General features: G+C 73.3%; 13 protein-coding genes. 7 read left to right on the forward strand and 6 right to left on the reverse strand.

The window, feature by feature from the left end:
- Positions 1-23: 23 nt before the first annotated feature.
- From AC1DXT_RS12215 to ppk2, 3 genes are all read right to left on the reverse strand, one after another.
- The gene (locus AC1DXT_RS12215; RefSeq protein ID WP_477061579.1) at positions 24-317 is read right to left on the reverse strand and encodes an isoamylase early set domain-containing protein; all 294 of its coding nucleotides are present in this window, start codon (positions 315-317) and stop codon (positions 24-26) included.
- Between the two features lie 98 nt (positions 318-415).
- Positions 416-1,789, reverse strand: coding sequence for a Na+/H+ antiporter NhaA (gene nhaA / locus AC1DXT_RS12220; protein ID WP_477061580.1), 1,374 nt, complete (start codon positions 1,787-1,789; stop codon positions 416-418).
- A gap of 55 nt (positions 1,790-1,844) precedes the next feature.
- On the reverse strand, positions 1,845-2,687 hold the full coding sequence (gene ppk2, locus AC1DXT_RS12225; protein WP_477061581.1) for a polyphosphate kinase 2: 843 nt from the start codon (positions 2,685-2,687) through the stop codon (positions 1,845-1,847).
- 99 nt (positions 2,688-2,786) lie between these two features.
- Between ppk2 and AC1DXT_RS12230 the strand changes: the two genes are divergently transcribed.
- The 7 genes from AC1DXT_RS12230 to AC1DXT_RS12260 all read left to right on the forward strand — a co-directional run bounded on the left by AC1DXT_RS12230 (position 2,787) and on the right by AC1DXT_RS12260 (position 10,982).
- A complete protein-coding gene (locus AC1DXT_RS12230) occupies positions 2,787-3,182 on the forward strand; it encodes a TOBE domain-containing protein (RefSeq protein WP_477061582.1) in 396 nt (131 codons plus the stop codon).
- Complete coding sequence (gene modA, locus AC1DXT_RS12235) at positions 3,179-3,955, forward strand: molybdate ABC transporter substrate-binding protein (protein WP_477061583.1); 777 nt, start codon at positions 3,179-3,181, stop codon at positions 3,953-3,955. The genes AC1DXT_RS12230 and modA overlap by 4 nt, the downstream gene beginning before the upstream one ends.
- Positions 3,952-4,758 carry an ABC transporter permease gene (locus AC1DXT_RS12240; RefSeq protein ID WP_477061584.1) on the forward strand — a complete coding sequence of 269 codons (807 nt, stop codon included), beginning with the start codon at positions 3,952-3,954 and terminating at the stop codon, positions 4,756-4,758. The genes modA and AC1DXT_RS12240 overlap by 4 nt, the downstream gene beginning before the upstream one ends.
- Entirely contained in the window at positions 4,755-5,807 is a 1,053-nt protein-coding gene (locus AC1DXT_RS12245) for an ABC transporter ATP-binding protein (protein WP_477061585.1), read from the forward strand. The genes AC1DXT_RS12240 and AC1DXT_RS12245 overlap by 4 nt, the downstream gene beginning before the upstream one ends.
- A 134-nt stretch (positions 5,808-5,941) precedes the next feature.
- Positions 5,942-7,303 carry an MFS transporter gene (locus AC1DXT_RS12250; protein ID WP_477061586.1) on the forward strand — a complete coding sequence of 454 codons (1,362 nt, stop codon included), beginning with the start codon at positions 5,942-5,944 and terminating at the stop codon, positions 7,301-7,303.
- On the forward strand, positions 7,303-9,453 hold the full coding sequence (locus AC1DXT_RS12255) for a molybdopterin oxidoreductase family protein (protein WP_477061587.1): 2,151 nt from the start codon (positions 7,303-7,305) through the stop codon (positions 9,451-9,453). Before AC1DXT_RS12250 ends, AC1DXT_RS12255 begins: the two co-directional genes overlap by 1 nt.
- Positions 9,450-10,982 (forward strand): FAD-dependent oxidoreductase, encoded by a 1,533-nt coding sequence (locus AC1DXT_RS12260; protein WP_477061588.1) that lies wholly within the window; start codon positions 9,450-9,452, stop codon positions 10,980-10,982. Before AC1DXT_RS12255 ends, AC1DXT_RS12260 begins: the two co-directional genes overlap by 4 nt.
- Positions 10,983-11,046: 64 nt before the next feature.
- Here the strand turns inward: AC1DXT_RS12260 and AC1DXT_RS12265 are convergent, their stop codons facing one another.
- From AC1DXT_RS12265 to AC1DXT_RS12275, 3 genes are all read right to left on the reverse strand, one after another.
- Positions 11,047-12,573 (reverse strand): molybdopterin-dependent oxidoreductase, encoded by a 1,527-nt coding sequence (locus AC1DXT_RS12265; RefSeq protein WP_477061589.1) that lies wholly within the window; start codon positions 12,571-12,573, stop codon positions 11,047-11,049.
- A 282-nt stretch (positions 12,574-12,855) separates the two neighbouring features.
- Positions 12,856-13,308 (reverse strand): HIT family protein, encoded by a 453-nt coding sequence (locus AC1DXT_RS12270; protein ID WP_477061590.1) that lies wholly within the window; start codon positions 13,306-13,308, stop codon positions 12,856-12,858.
- A 14-nt stretch (positions 13,309-13,322) separates the two neighbouring features.
- On the reverse strand, positions 13,323-13,856 hold the full coding sequence (locus AC1DXT_RS12275) for a DUF1697 domain-containing protein (RefSeq protein WP_477061591.1): 534 nt from the start codon (positions 13,854-13,856) through the stop codon (positions 13,323-13,325).
- Between the last annotated feature and the right edge of the window lie 80 nt (positions 13,857-13,936).

The following is a 13,936-nucleotide window of genomic DNA, read 5'->3' on the forward strand; positions in this document are numbered from 1 at the left end:
GGAACGCGACGGCCGAGCATCCGCTAGGCATGCACGACGGATCCCTCGGCGGTGACCTCGTCGGCGTCGGCGTCGTCGAACCAGCGACCCTGCTCGCCGAGATAGCGGAACCTGATGGTCGAGCCCACCGGAACGGTGACGGACGTGCTCATCGTCCCGTTCGAACGTCGACGCAGCGGGTGCAGCCCGGGCGTCCAGCCGTTGAACGTGCCGACCACGCTGGTCGCACCGTCGAGCGCGGTCGTCGGCAGCCAGAACGTGATCGTGCGGGTGGCGGTTGCGGTGGGGCGGGACTTCTTGAGCACGGGCGGGTCCACTCTCGTCGGACGGCTGGGAACACGGCGCATCGTGGCGTACTCGTGTTCCGGGCGGGCTACGGCGGGGTGATCACCACGTGACGGAGCGGTGCACGTGCTTACTCCGGCGCCCTCCACGGGAGCGGGGGCAGCGGCGGCGGGGCGTCGCTGAGCGGCGAGCACAGCGGCAGCTTCTCCCCGAGCCAGCGCAGCAGGATCGAGCCGAGCACCGCGGCCGTGAGCGACCCGACGAGGATGCCGATCTTCGCGTTGTCCAGGTGCTCGGCGTCGTCGAACGCGAGCTCGGCGATGAACAGCGAGATGGTGAACCCGATGCCCGCGAGCACGGCGCCGCCCAGCAGGTGCCCCCAGCGCACGCGTCCGGGCAGCTCGCCCAGACCCAGCCGGAGCGCCAGGGTGGCCGCGCCGGTGATGCCGATGGCGTTGCCGAGCACGAGCGCCACGGCGACGCCGATGGCCAGCCGGGACTGCGCGGCGGCCTGCAGGGACTCCACGTCGAGCTGGATGCCCGCGTTGGCCAGGCCGAACAGGGGCACCACGACGAACGCGCTCCACGGGTGCAGGATCCGCTGCAGCCGGTCGCTGGTGGGCACCGCGGCGCGTGCCGCCAGCTCCGCGAGGTGCTCGCGCTCGGCCGTCGCGTCGTCGATCAGCTTGCGCCCGTAGCCGGCCACCTCGTCGATGGTCTCCTGGTCCGGCGGCCGGGCCGGGACGAGGAGGCCGATGATCACGCCGGCCAGGGTCGCGTGCACGCCCGACGCCTGCACCGCGAACCAGAGCGCGATCCCGGCGACGACGTAGGGCGCCAGCTGCCACACCTTGAGCCAGCGCAGCATGAGGATCCCCACGACGATCGCCGCGGCGATGGCGAGCGCGGCCATGTCGACCTCGTCGGTGTAGAAGATCGACATCACCGTGATCGCGCCGATGTCGTCGACGATCGCGAGCGTGAGCAGGAACAGGCGCAGGCGGTCGGGGCACTTGGGACCGAACAGAGCGAGGATGCCGACGAGGAACGCGGTGTCCGTCGACATGACGACGCCCCACCCGTGCGCGGCGTCCGTGCCGCCGTTGAACGCCAGGTAGATGAGCACCGGGACCAGCAGACCGCCCAAGGCGCCCAGGGCGGGGACGGCGACCGTCCGCTTGTCGCGCAGCTCCCCGGTGGTGGCCTCGCGGCTGATCTCCAGGCCGACCACCGCGAAGAAGATGGCCATGGCGGCGTCGTTGACCCAGTGGTGCAGGTCGAGGTCGACGCCCCAGCTCCCCAGGTGGAAGCCGGCGGAGGTCTGCCAGAGGGACTCGTAGGAGTCCGCGAACGGCGAGTTGACCCAGACGAGGGCGACGACCGTGGCGGCCAGCAGGTAGACGGCGCTGCCGGCCTCGTTGGTGAGGAAGTCCTTCACCGACGGCTGCAGACCGGGCAGGGAGACCCGCAGGGACGGGCCGGGGGAGGTCGAGGTCGTCGACATGCGGATCAACGTCGCAGGTGATCGGCCGCGACGCAACGGGCGTTCGCCCTCGGCGTCAGATGTACCTCTCGGGATCCCCCAGCAGCTTCGCCACGTGGTTCGGGACGTAGGTGGACAGCTCGCGCGACGGTCGCTCGTACCCGGTCGACGCGGACGGTCGGGCCGGGAGCGTGACCTTGTCGTGCGGGACGTCCTTGTACGGGATGGTGGAGAGCAGGTGGCTGATCATGTTGAGGCGGGCGTGCTTCTTGATGTCCGACTCCACGACGAACCACGGGCTCCCGATCGTGTCCGTGTGCACCATCATCTCGTCCTTGGCCTTGGAGTAGTCCTCCCACCGGCTGATCGACTCGAGGTCCATCGGGCTCAGCTTCCACTGCCGCAGCGGGTCGTTCAGCCGCGACCGGAACCGCTTGAGCTGCTCCTTGTCGGACACGGAGAACCAGTACTTGCGCAGCAGGATCCCGTCCTCGATGAGCATCTGCTCGAAGATCGGGGTCTGGCGCATGAACCGGTCGTACTCCTCCGGGGTGCAGAAGCCCATGACCTTCTCCACCCCCGCGCGGTTGTACCAGGAGCGGTCGAACAGGACGACCTCGCCCGCGGTGGGCAGCTGCGCCACGTAGCGCTGGTAGTACCACTGACCCTTCTCGCGCTCCGTGGGTGTGGGCAGGGCGGCGATGCGCACGATGCGGGGGCTGAGGTACTCGGCGATGCGCTTGATCGTGCCGCCCTTGCCGGCGGCATCTCGGCCCTCGAACACCACGACGATCCGTGCACCCGTCTCCTTGGCCCACAGCTGCACCCTCACCAGCTCGGCCTGGAGCCGGGACAGCTCCGCCTCGTAGACGTCGTTCGGGACCTTGTCCTGGTGCTTCTTGCCGGACTTCTTCGCCATGCCCGGACGCTACCGGCCGGGATGGACTTCCGCCTGAGTTCCGCATCTGCGGATCAGGGAGCGCTGGACAGTCGCTTCTGCGGCACTACGATCGCGTTCGTGACCGACTACCGCATCAGCGAGGCCGCCCAGCTGCTGGGCGTCAGCGACGACACCGTGCGCCGCTGGGTCGAGTCGGGCGCACTGGAGGCCCGGACCGACCACGCCGGCCGCAGCGTCGTCGGCGGCGTCGAGCTCGCCGCGCTGGCCGTCGAGCGTGCGCGGACCCCCGACGACCCCTCCGCCGGCACCAGCTCGGCGCGCAACCGGCTGACCGGCCTGGTGACGCGGATCCTCTCCGACACCGTGATGTCCCAGGTCGAGCTGCAGGCCGGTCCGTTCCGGCTGGTGTCGCTCATGTCGACCGAGGCGGTGCGCGAGCTGGGGCTCGAGGTCGGATCGCGCGCGACCGCGGTGGTCAAGGCGACGACCGTGCTCGTCGAGACGCCACGATGAGGGTGCGCGCCCTCGCCGGCGCGGCGGCGGTGCTGCTGGCGTTGACCGCCTGCGCGGCGGACCCCCCGGCCTCCGCGCCCGACCCGACGGGCCCCACCGGGGAGCTCACGATCTTCGCGGCGGCCTCCCTGCAGGGCGCGTTCGACGAGCTCGCCGCCGAGCTGGCGGAGCAGAGTCCGGGGGTCACGGTGCACCCGGTGACGTACGACGGCTCGGCCACGCTGGCGACGCAGCTGGTCGGTGGGGCGTCGGCGGACGTGTTCGCGTCGGCCGACCAGGCGACCATGGCCGAGGTCACGGAGACGGGCCTCGCCGCGGGGGAGCCTGCGGTCTTCGCGACGAACACCCTGGAGATCGTCGTCGCGCCGGGCAACCCGCTCGGGATCTCCTCGCTGGCCGACCTCGCGGAGGTGTCGTCGTCGGGCGGCAAGGTCGTCCTGTGCGCGGCCCAGGTGCCCTGCGGGTCCGCGGCGCGCACCGTCCTGGACGGTGCCGGCCTCGCGCTCACGCCCGTGAGCGAGGAGCAGAACGTCAAGGCCGTGCTCACCAAGGTGCAGACCGGCGACGCCGACGCCGGCCTGGTCTACCGGACCGACGTGCGGGCGGCCGGCGACTCGGTCGAGGGAGTCGAGTTCGTGGAGGCCGCGTCCGCCGTGAACTCCTACCCGATCGTCGCCCTCACCGAGGGCGCACCCGCCCGGGCGTTCGTCGACCTGGTGCTCTCCGACGAGGGGCAGCGGATCCTGGCGGACCACGGGTTCGCCGCGCCGTGACCCGCGAACGCTCCGTCGGCGTCCCCGGTGTCCTCTGGGTGCCCGCCGCCCTGGCGGCCGGTCTGCTGGTGCTCCCGGTCGTCGCCCTGCTCGTGCGCGCGGACTGGGGCTCGCTGCCCGCCGACATCACGACGCCGTCCGCACTCGATGCCCTGTGGCTCTCCCTGTCGACGTCGGTCGTCGCGACCGTCGTGTGCCTGGTGCTCGGCGTGCCGCTCGCCGTCGTGCTCGCGCGGGCGCACGGCTGGCCCGCCGACCTGCTCCGCGCCCTGGTGACGCTGCCGCTCGTCCTGCCCCCGACCGTCGGCGGCATCGCGCTGCTCTACCTGCTGGGGCGGCGCGGGTTGGTCGGGCAGACGCTCGACACGTGGTTCGGGATCAGCATCCCGTTCACGACGGCGGCCGTGGTGATCGCCCAGGCGTTCGTCGCGATGCCGTTCCTCGTCCTGTCGGTGGAGGGGTCGCTGCGGACGGCAGGCACGCGGTTCGACGTCGTCGCCGCGAGCCTCGGCGCCGGCCGCTGGACCGTGCTCCGCCGGATCACCCTGCCGCTCGTCATGCCCGGTCTGGTCAGCGGGACGGTGCTCTGCTTCGCGCGGGCGCTGGGCGAGTTCGGCGCGACCGCGCTGTTCGCGGGCAACTCCCCGGGCGTCACGCAGACCATGCCCCTGGCCATCTATTCGGCGTTCAACGGAGCCGGCGTGACCCAGGGGACCGCGGTCGCGCTGTCCCTGCTGCTGGTGTTCGCGGCGGTCGCCGTCCTGCTTGCCGCGCGGGCCTGGCGCCCGGGGCGTGCCGCGTGACGTCGCTGCACGCCGAGGTCGTCGTGCGCCGCGGGGCCTTCGCGCTCGACGTGACGATCGCCGCCCATCCCGGGGAGATCGTGGGCGTGCTCGGGCCCAACGGTGCCGGCAAGTCCACGCTCCTCGCCGTCCTGGCGGGGCACCTGGTCCCCACGGACGGGGTGGTGCGCGTGGGCGAGCGGACACTGACGGCGGTGTGGGACGAGCGGGTGGAGTCGGCGGTGCGGCCCGAGCACCGGTCCGTCGGCCTGCTCGGTCAGGACCCCCTGGTGTTCCCGCACCTGAGCGCGCGGGAGAACGTCGCGTTCGGTCCGCGGGCGGCGGGGATGCCGGTGGCCCGGGCCCGAGCGGTGGCCGACGAGTGGCTCGCGGCGGTCGGGCTGGGCGGGCTGGCCGAGCGGCGTCCCGACGCGCTGTCCGGCGGCCAGCGGCAGCGCGTCGCTCTGGCCCGGGCGCTCGCGGCAGAGCCGGCGGTGCTGCTGCTCGACGAGCCGTTCGCGCAGCTGGACGTGCGGACCGCCGCCGAGCTGCGCGAGCTGGTCCGGGAGCAGGTGCGCCGCACGCGCACCGCCACGGTGCTGGTCACGCACGACGTGCTCGACGCGGTGACGCTCGCCGACCGGGTGGTCGTCCTGCACGACGGTCGGGTGGTCGAGCAGGGTCGGCCGCTCGACGTGCTCACCGACCCCGTGCACCCGTTCACGGCCGCGCTGGCGGGGGTCAACCTCGTCGTCGGGACGCTCGTCGCCCTGCCCGACGGGTCCTCGGCGGTCGCCGGACCGGACGGCGTCGTCATCCCCTGCGCTCCCGGGCGACCGGGCGGACGGGTGCAGGTGACCTTCTCGCCGAGCGCCGTCACGGTCGGGGAGGGCTGGCCGGCGCGCGTCGTCGACCTCGAGCCCGGGACCACCGGCGTGCGCCTCCGGACCACGGGTGACGTGCTCGTCGACCTGCCGCCGGCGCAGGTCGCGCGGCTGGGTCTGCACGTCGGTGCCGAGGTGCGTCTGAGCGTCCCCGCCGAGCACGTGCGGGTGCGTCCGCTCGCCTGATCTCACAGGCCCCCGCGGCAACCGGTGCGCGAAAAGAACCGTGCGCGCAACCGATCGGACAGGTCGGTCGAAACATCCGCTGCCTAGCGTCGTCGTCGACCGAGCCCCCTGACACCGTCCTCCCGGAGGTCCCCATGGCGACACAGCTCGCGACCGACGCCGGCACCACACCCGTTCTCGACACTGCGCCGCTCACCCACCGCCCTGGCCGATGGATCGACGGCTGGAACCCCGAGGACAGCGGCCAGTGGGCCTCCGTCGGTCGGGCGATCGCCCGCCGCAACCTCGGGTTGTCGATCTTCGCCGAGTTCCTCGGGTTCGCCGTCTGGGCGCTGTGGAGCATCGTCGTCCCCCAGCTGCCCGCCGCGGGCTTCGTCCTCACGGTCGACCAGATGTTCTGGCTGATCGCCCTCCCTAGCCTGGTGGGCGCCACGCTGCGCATCCCCTACACGTTCGCGGTGCCGATCTTCGGCGGCCGCAACTGGACCATCGTGTCCGCCCTGCTGCTCCTGGTCCCGACGATCGCGCTCGCGGTCGCCGTCCAGAACCCGCAGCTCGGCTTCGGCGCCCTGCTCGCGGTCGCGGCTCTCGCCGGTGTCGGCGGCGGCAACTTCGCGTCCTCGATGGCCAACATCTCGTTCTTCTACCCGGAGAAGGAGAAGGGCCGGGCGCTCGGCCTGAACGCGGCCGGAGGCAACCTCGGCACCGCTGCGGTGCAGTTCGCGGTGCCGTTGGTGATCGTCGGCGCGGCCGGGCTGGAGCTCGAGCGGGCCGGCCTCATGTTCGTGCCGCTGGTGCTCATCGCGGCCCTGCTGGCCTGGCGGTACATGGACAACCTGTCCAACGCCAAGGCGGACCCGCGCTCCTACGGCGTCGCCGCCCGGGCGCGGCACACCTGGATCATCTCGTTCATCTACATCGGCACCTTCGGCTCGTTCATCGGCTTCTCCGGGGCGTTCCCGACGCTGCTGAAGAACCAGTTCCCCGAGGTCACGATCACGATCGCGTTCGCCGGTGCGCTGGTCGGGTCCATCGCCCGGCCGCTCGGCGGCATGCTGGCCGACAAGCTGGGCGGTGCGCGCGTCACGATCGTCGCCTTCGGCGTGATGGCGGTCGGTGTCGTCTGCGCGATCTTCGCCCTGCGGGCCCACGCGTTCGGCCCGTTCCTGGCCTCGTTCCTCGTGCTCTTCGTCGCGACGGGTGCCGGCAACGGCTCGGTCTACCGGATGATCCCCGCGGTGTTCCGCTTCGGGGCCACCGACGACGAGGACCGCGCCCGGCGCGTCAAGGCCGCGGCGGGCTGCCTCGGGATCGCGGGTGCGGTGGGCGCGTTCGGCGGGTTCCTCATCCCGCGCGGGTTCGCCATCTCGACCTCGGCCACCGGCAACATCCAGGCGGCCCTGTGGGTGATCGTCGGGCTGTACCTGGTCATGAGCCTCACCACCTGGGCCGTGTACCAGCGCCGCACCGGCTCCTTCGGCGCGACGGTCATCTGATGTCCCAGCCCGCGGCGGCGACTCACTGCCCCTACTGCGCGCTCCAGTGTGCGCAGACGTTGCACACCTCTGACGAGGGCACCGTCACCGCCGCGGGCCGGGACTTCCCCACGAACAAGGGCGGCATGTGCCAGAAGGGGTGGACGTCGCCCACGCTCCTGCGGGCCACGGACCGGCTCACCACCCCGCTGCTGCACGGCCAGCCGGTCTCCTGGGACACCGCGCTGTCGTTCGTCGCCACCCGGCTGGCCGCCCTGCGCGAGTCCCACGGTCCGGAGTCCGTCGCGGTGTTCGGCGGCGGTGGCCTGACCAACGAGAAGGCGTACGCGCTCGGCAAGTTCGCGCGCACCGTGCTGGCCACGCCGAACATCGACTACAACGGCCGGTTCTGCATGGCGAGCGCCGCGGCGGGCGCCAATCGGACCCTGGGCCTGGATCGTGGCCTGCCGTTCCCGCTGGCCGACCTGGGCGGCGCGCAGGCCGTGCTGCTGCTCGGGTCGAACCTCGCGGAGACCATGCCGCCGGCCGTCCAGCACCTCGCCGGGGTACGGGCCGCGGGCGGCCTGATCGTCGTGGACCCCCGTCGCTCGGCGACCGCGGACCTGACCACCGAGGAGCGCGGCCTGCACGTGCAGCCGGTCCCGGGCACCGACCTGGCCCTGCTGCTCGGCATCGCGCACATCGTGCTCGCGGAGGGCTTCGCGGACCTCGCGTACCTCTCCGAGCGGACCACGGGTCTCGACGACATCCGACGGTCGCTGGCCCTCTGGTGGCCCGAGCGGACCGAGCAGGTCACGGGTGTCCCGGTCGCGTCGCTGCGCCGGGCCGCGTTCCTGCTGGCCAACGCGTCGCCGTCGCGCGGCGGCTCCGGTGCGTACATCCTCACCGGCCGCGGGGTCGAGCAGAGCACGCAGGGCACCGACACCGTCACCGCGGCCATCACGCTCGCGCTGCTGCTCGGACTGCCCGGACGCGTCGGGTCCGGCTACGGCGCGATCACCGGCCAGGGCAACGGGCAGGGCGGCCGCGAGCACGGTCAGAAGGCGGACCAGCTGCCGGGCTACCGGTCCATCGAGGACGAGGCGGCGCGTGCGCACGTCGCCGGCGTGTGGGGCGTCGACCCCGCAGACCTGCCCCGGACGGGGATGCCCGCGATCGAGCTGCTGCGCTCCCTCGGGACGCCGGGCGGCCCGCGCGCGCTGCTGGTGCACGGATCGAACGTGCTGGTCAGCGCTCCGGACGCCGACCGCGTCCGGGAGCGGCTCGCCTCGCTCGACCTGCTCGTCGTGTGCGACTTCTTCCCGTCGGAGACCGCCCTGCTCGCCGACGTGGTCCTGCCCGTCACGCAGTGGGCGGAGGAGGAGGGCACGATGACCTCGCTCGAGGGGCGCGTCATCCGTCGCCGGAAGGCCCTGCCGCCCCCGCCCGGGGTGCGCAGCGAGCTGGAGATCCTCGCCGACCTGGCGCTCCGGCTCGGGTCGACCGTCCGGTTCGACACCTCACCGGCGGTCGTGTTCGACGAGCTGGCCCGTGCGTCCGCGGGCGGCCGCGCCGACTACAGCGGGCTCAGCCACGCGCGCCTGGACGCCGAGCCGGACCTGTTCTGGCCGGTCCCCGCCGGGCCGACGCCGCACCCGGGCACCCCGCGGATGTTCCTCGACCGCTTCCCGACGCCCGACGGCCGCGCGCGCCTCATCCCCGTGGACCACCGCGGCCCGTCGGACGACCTGCGCCGCGACGCGCCCCTGTTCCTGGTGACCGGGCGGGTGCTCGCGCACTACCAGTCCGGCGCGCAGACCCGCCGGGTGCCGGAGCTGGTGCGCAGCTCCCCGGCGCCCTACGTCGAGCTCCACCCGCTGCTCGCCGACCGCCTGGGCATCGCCGAGTCCGACCTGGTCCAGCTCGACACCGGTCGCGGCCGCGGGGTCGTCCGGGCGCGGCTGACCGACGCGGTGCGGGCCGACACGGTGTTCCTGCCGTTCCACTGGAGCGGCACCAGCAGCGCCAACCGCCTGACCACCGACGCCACCGACCCGATCTCCGGGATGCCCGAGTTCAAGGTGTGCGCGGTGGACGTCCAGCGGTGGGAGGGACCGGTCGAGGTGCTCGAGGACGAGTCGTTGCTGTTCGGGGGGGAGGTGGTCCGATGAGCTCGGGGAACCAGATCCGCGTCGTCGTGGTCGGTCACGGCATGGTCGGCGCGCGGTTCGTCGACGACCTGCACCAGCGCGACCCGGGCGGTCGGTTTCGCACGACTGTCCTCGGCGACGAGGAGTACGAGCCGTACAACCGGGTGCTGCTGTCCGAGGTGGTCGCCGGCAAGCTCGACGTCGCGTCGATCACGCTGCCGCGCAACGCCCACCGGTCCGCCAGCGAGGTGCTGCCCGGCACGCGCGCGGTGACCGTCGACCGGTCCTCGGGCGTCGTGCACGACCAGGCAGGGGAGCGGCACCCGTACGACATCCTCGTGCTCGCCACCGGAGCGCGCGCCCGCATCCCGGACCTGTTCGGCCGACGCGACGACGACAGCCTGCCCGCCGGGGTGCACGCGCTGCGCACCCTCGACGACGCCCGCGAGATCGTCGCCGCCACCGTGAACGCCCACCGCGCGGTCGTCGTCGGCGGCGGGGTGCTCGGCCTGGAGGTCGCGTGCGGGCTCTCCCACCGCGGCGTTCCCGTGACCGTCGTGCACGGCGGTGCGCACCTGATGGACCGGCAGCTCGACGGGCCGGCCGCCGCCGTCACCACCGCGCGGCTGACGTCGCTCGGGATCGCCGTCCGGGTCGGCACCCGCACCGAGGAGGCCGTGGTCAGCGACGGACGCGTGACCGGTGTGCGGCTCGAGGGCGGCGAGGTGCTCCCCGCCGACCTGCTCGTGCTCACCGCGGGCACGTACCCCGAGGTGGGGCTCGCGCAGCGGGCCGGTCTGGACGTGGCGCGCGGCATCGTCGTCGGCCCCGACCTGGCCTCCCCGGCGGACGCGCGCGTGTTCGCGATCGGCGACTGCGCCGAGCCTCCCGAGGGCGGCAGCGGGCTGATCGCGCAGGGCTGGGACCAGGCACGACGCCTCGCGACGCTGCTCACCGAACCGTCGGCGGCGCGCGACGACGTGCCCCTGCCGACCGTCGGCACGGACGTGGTCAAGGTCAAGGGCGTCGGCCTCGACGTCGTCGCGATGGGCGTCTGCGGTGCCGGGTCGGTGTCCGAGGGTCGGCGGGTGCGGCTCAGCGACCCCGAGGGCGGTCGGCACATCGAAGTCGTCGTCGCGGACGGTCGCGTCATCGGTGCCACGTGCGTCGGCGCAGGGCCGGTCGCGGCCGACCTCGTCGCGGCCTACACGCGGGGCACCCCCGTCCCGGCCGACCCCGCCCAGCTGCTCATGCGACCCGTCGCAGGGACGGCCGTCCCTGCCGCGAGCCCGACGCTGATGCCCGACCGGGCCGTCGTGTGCCGGTGCAACGGGGTCACCAAGGGTGACATCGTCGGCTGCTGGCGGCACGGCGCGCGATCCGTGGACGACGTGGCGGCGGCGACGCGGGCCACCACCGGCTGCGGCGGGTGCGAGGACGCGGTGTGCGGCATCGTCGACTGGCTGCGTCGCTCCGACCCGGACCAGCCGGCCCCGGCGACCGCGGCGACGTCAGACGCCCGCGAACCCACCCCGGCGACCACTGCCTGAGCGCCGACCATGTTCATGCGTCCGCTGTCCACGTTCAGGACATGCGCAACGACATGGTGGCCGGTCAGGTGACCGTGACGCGGACCGTGTCGTAGCCCGTGGCGCCGTCCGGGATGACGCCCGCGACGGCACCCGTCTGCGGTCCCTGCGGGTCCGAGGCGCGGACGAACAACTGGTACTCGCCCGGCTCCGCGTCCCACGTCCACGACCACTGGCGCCACGAGTCGATCCCGCCGTCGTCGGCGAGCGTCGCGTCGTTCCAGGACCCCTCGTCCACCCGCACCTGCACGCCGGTGACGCCTCGGTGCTGCGCCCAGGCCGTGCCGGCCACCACCACCGACCCGGCGGGGACCGAGCTGCTCGGCCGCGGCACCTCGATGCGCGACTGCGTCTTGATCGGCCCTTCCGGGGACCAGCCACGGTCGGTCCAGTAGGCGGTGGCGTCGGCGAACCGAGTGACCCGGAGCTCGGTCACCCACTTCGTCGCGGACACGTACCCGTACAGCCCGGGGACCACCATGCGCACCGGGAAGCCGTGCTCGACGGGCAGCGGCTCGCCGTCCATCGCGATCGCCAGCAGCGCGTCGCGCCCGTCGGTCAGGGCAGCCAGGGGGGTCGATGCCGTGAACCCGTCGACGCTGCGCGAGAGCACCATGTCGGCGTCGGCGGTCGGGCGCGCCCGGGCAAGCACGTCCGCGAGGGGCAGCCCCAGCCACTTCTGGTTCCCGATGAGGTCGCCGCCCACCGGGTTGGACACGCACGCCAGCGTCACCCAGGCCTCGACCAGATCGCCCGCCAGCAGCTCGTCCCAGGTGAGCGTGACCTCCTGCTCGACCATCCCGTGGACGCGCAGGGTCCACGTGCTCGGGTCGACCTGCGGGACCACCAGCGCGGTGTCGATCCGGTAGAACTCGTCCGCGGGCGTCTGCCACGGACCGACGCCGTCGACGCCGACGTCCACCCCGGCAGGGACGGGTGCCGCGGAGGTGGCCGGCCGCGGGATCCGGATCGCCGCTCGCGCCGACTGGGCACCCCGGGCACCGGCGCCGATCGCCCGGCCGAGGACCACACCGACCAGACCGAGCGCACCCGCGGCCGCCGTGGCCTGCAGGAACGCGCGCCGCTGGACCCCCTCGGGACTGGGCCGGCCGGGCGCTCCGGGCAGCCGACGGACCAGCGCGCGCAAGGTCAGCAGCCCGGCGACGGCACCGACGATCGCCGGTGCGGCCGCGAGCGTCCCGGCGTCCGGTCGGGCCATCGCCGCCAGTCCCGCCGCCGCGCCCAGGACCACGACGAGCGTGGCGCCCCAGGCCCACCGCCGCGCGGCGAGCACCCCGGCCAGCGCGGCGAGTGCCAGCAGCACCACCACCTCACCGATCCCGAGGACCACCTTGTCCGCCGTGCCGAACGTGGAGGCGGCGAAGTCCTTCAGCCACGCGGGCGTCGCGTCGACGAACGCGGACCCCACGGCGACGAGCGGGTCGGACGTCGGCCCGGTGACCAGGGCGACGAGCGAGCCGACACCGATCGTCACCACGCCTGCGGCTACCCCCGCCAGCGCGGCGAGCCCCGTGTCCCGACGTCCAGCCATCTGCGTCCTGCTTCCTGTGGTCGCTGCCGGTCCGGCTCTGCCTCGCCAGCGCCGATGTCGTCTTCCATGCTCCGCCAGCACAACATTGCACGGTGCCGGTGTGATGCCGAGAGTTCGGTGCGAGACCCCTTGGGGACTGGTCTCCCTTCCACCGACGCCGCTGCCCGGTGCGCCGACGTGCGCACTTCCGGTCGCCGGGACGCTCGATCGTGCGGACGTCGGTGCCGTCGGGTTCGGGACGTCCGCGCATCCGGTCGCCGGGACGCTCGATCGTGCGGACGCTCAGCGGGAGAGGGCAGGGGAGCTCAGCGTCGTGGGGACGTTCGCGCCGTGGCCCTGGGCCACCAGGGCGTCGCGCACTCGTTCCGCCGCTGCGTCCAGCTCCGCGGCGGGCAGGTCGGCGCGGGCGTTGCGGAACGTCAGGCTCGCCTCGTCCCACGCGGGCAGCACGTGCAGGTGCAGGTGCGGAACCTCGAAGCCGGCGACGAGCAGCGCCGCGCGCGGTGCGGACCAGGCTGCCTGCTGGGCGGCACCGATCACCTTCGCGACGGCCATCAGGTGCGCCAGCACGTCGTCGGGCGCCTCGGTCAGCTGCACGATCTCGTCGCGCGGCACCACGAGCACGTGCCCGTCGGTGATGGGCGCGATGGTCCCGAACGCCACGGCGACGTCGTCGGCCCACACGAACCGGGCGGGGATCTCGCCGGCGATGATCTTGGTGAACAGGGTGGTCATGGCGACCACGCTAGTCACGCGCGCTCGCGGGCGAGGCGCTGCAGCGCCAGCACGGTGTTCCAGTTGCGCGCCGTCCCGGAGCGCCCGGTCGCCTTCTCCAGCACGGGGAGCGTGAGCTTCGAGCGGCCGATGCCGTCGGGGTAGTACGCGTACGTCTCGTCCCCGGCGAACGCGACGCGCTCGTTGCCGTACGGCGTCGGGTCGAACGAGGTGTCCTTCGGGGTGCCGTCCCAGCAGTAGAGGACCAGGTGCGACGGGTCGGAGGCAACCTCGTCGGTGAACGGCACCCGGGACACGAGCGTGTCCCACTGCGACAGCGTGCGGGTGAGGACCGGGACGTCGAAGCCGAGCTCGGCGGACAGGGCGTCCGACAGGCCCGGACCCACGGACGACGACGGGCCGTGGGGCACCAGCACGATGTTCCCGCTGTTCACGTAGGTGGTGACCGCGGTGTGGCCGAGGCCCTCGGCGACGGCGCGCAGCTGGGCGGCCTTGATGGTGCGGCCGCCCACGTTGGCGGCCCGGAGCAGGGCGATGACGGGGCTCATGACGCCACTCTCACACCCAGGACCAACGTCATGTGCGGGAAAGGTTCCCGCGAGGTAACGGCGCACGCCACCCAGGGAAA

The organism is Cellulomonas sp. P1_G12_2, assembly GCF_056405535.1.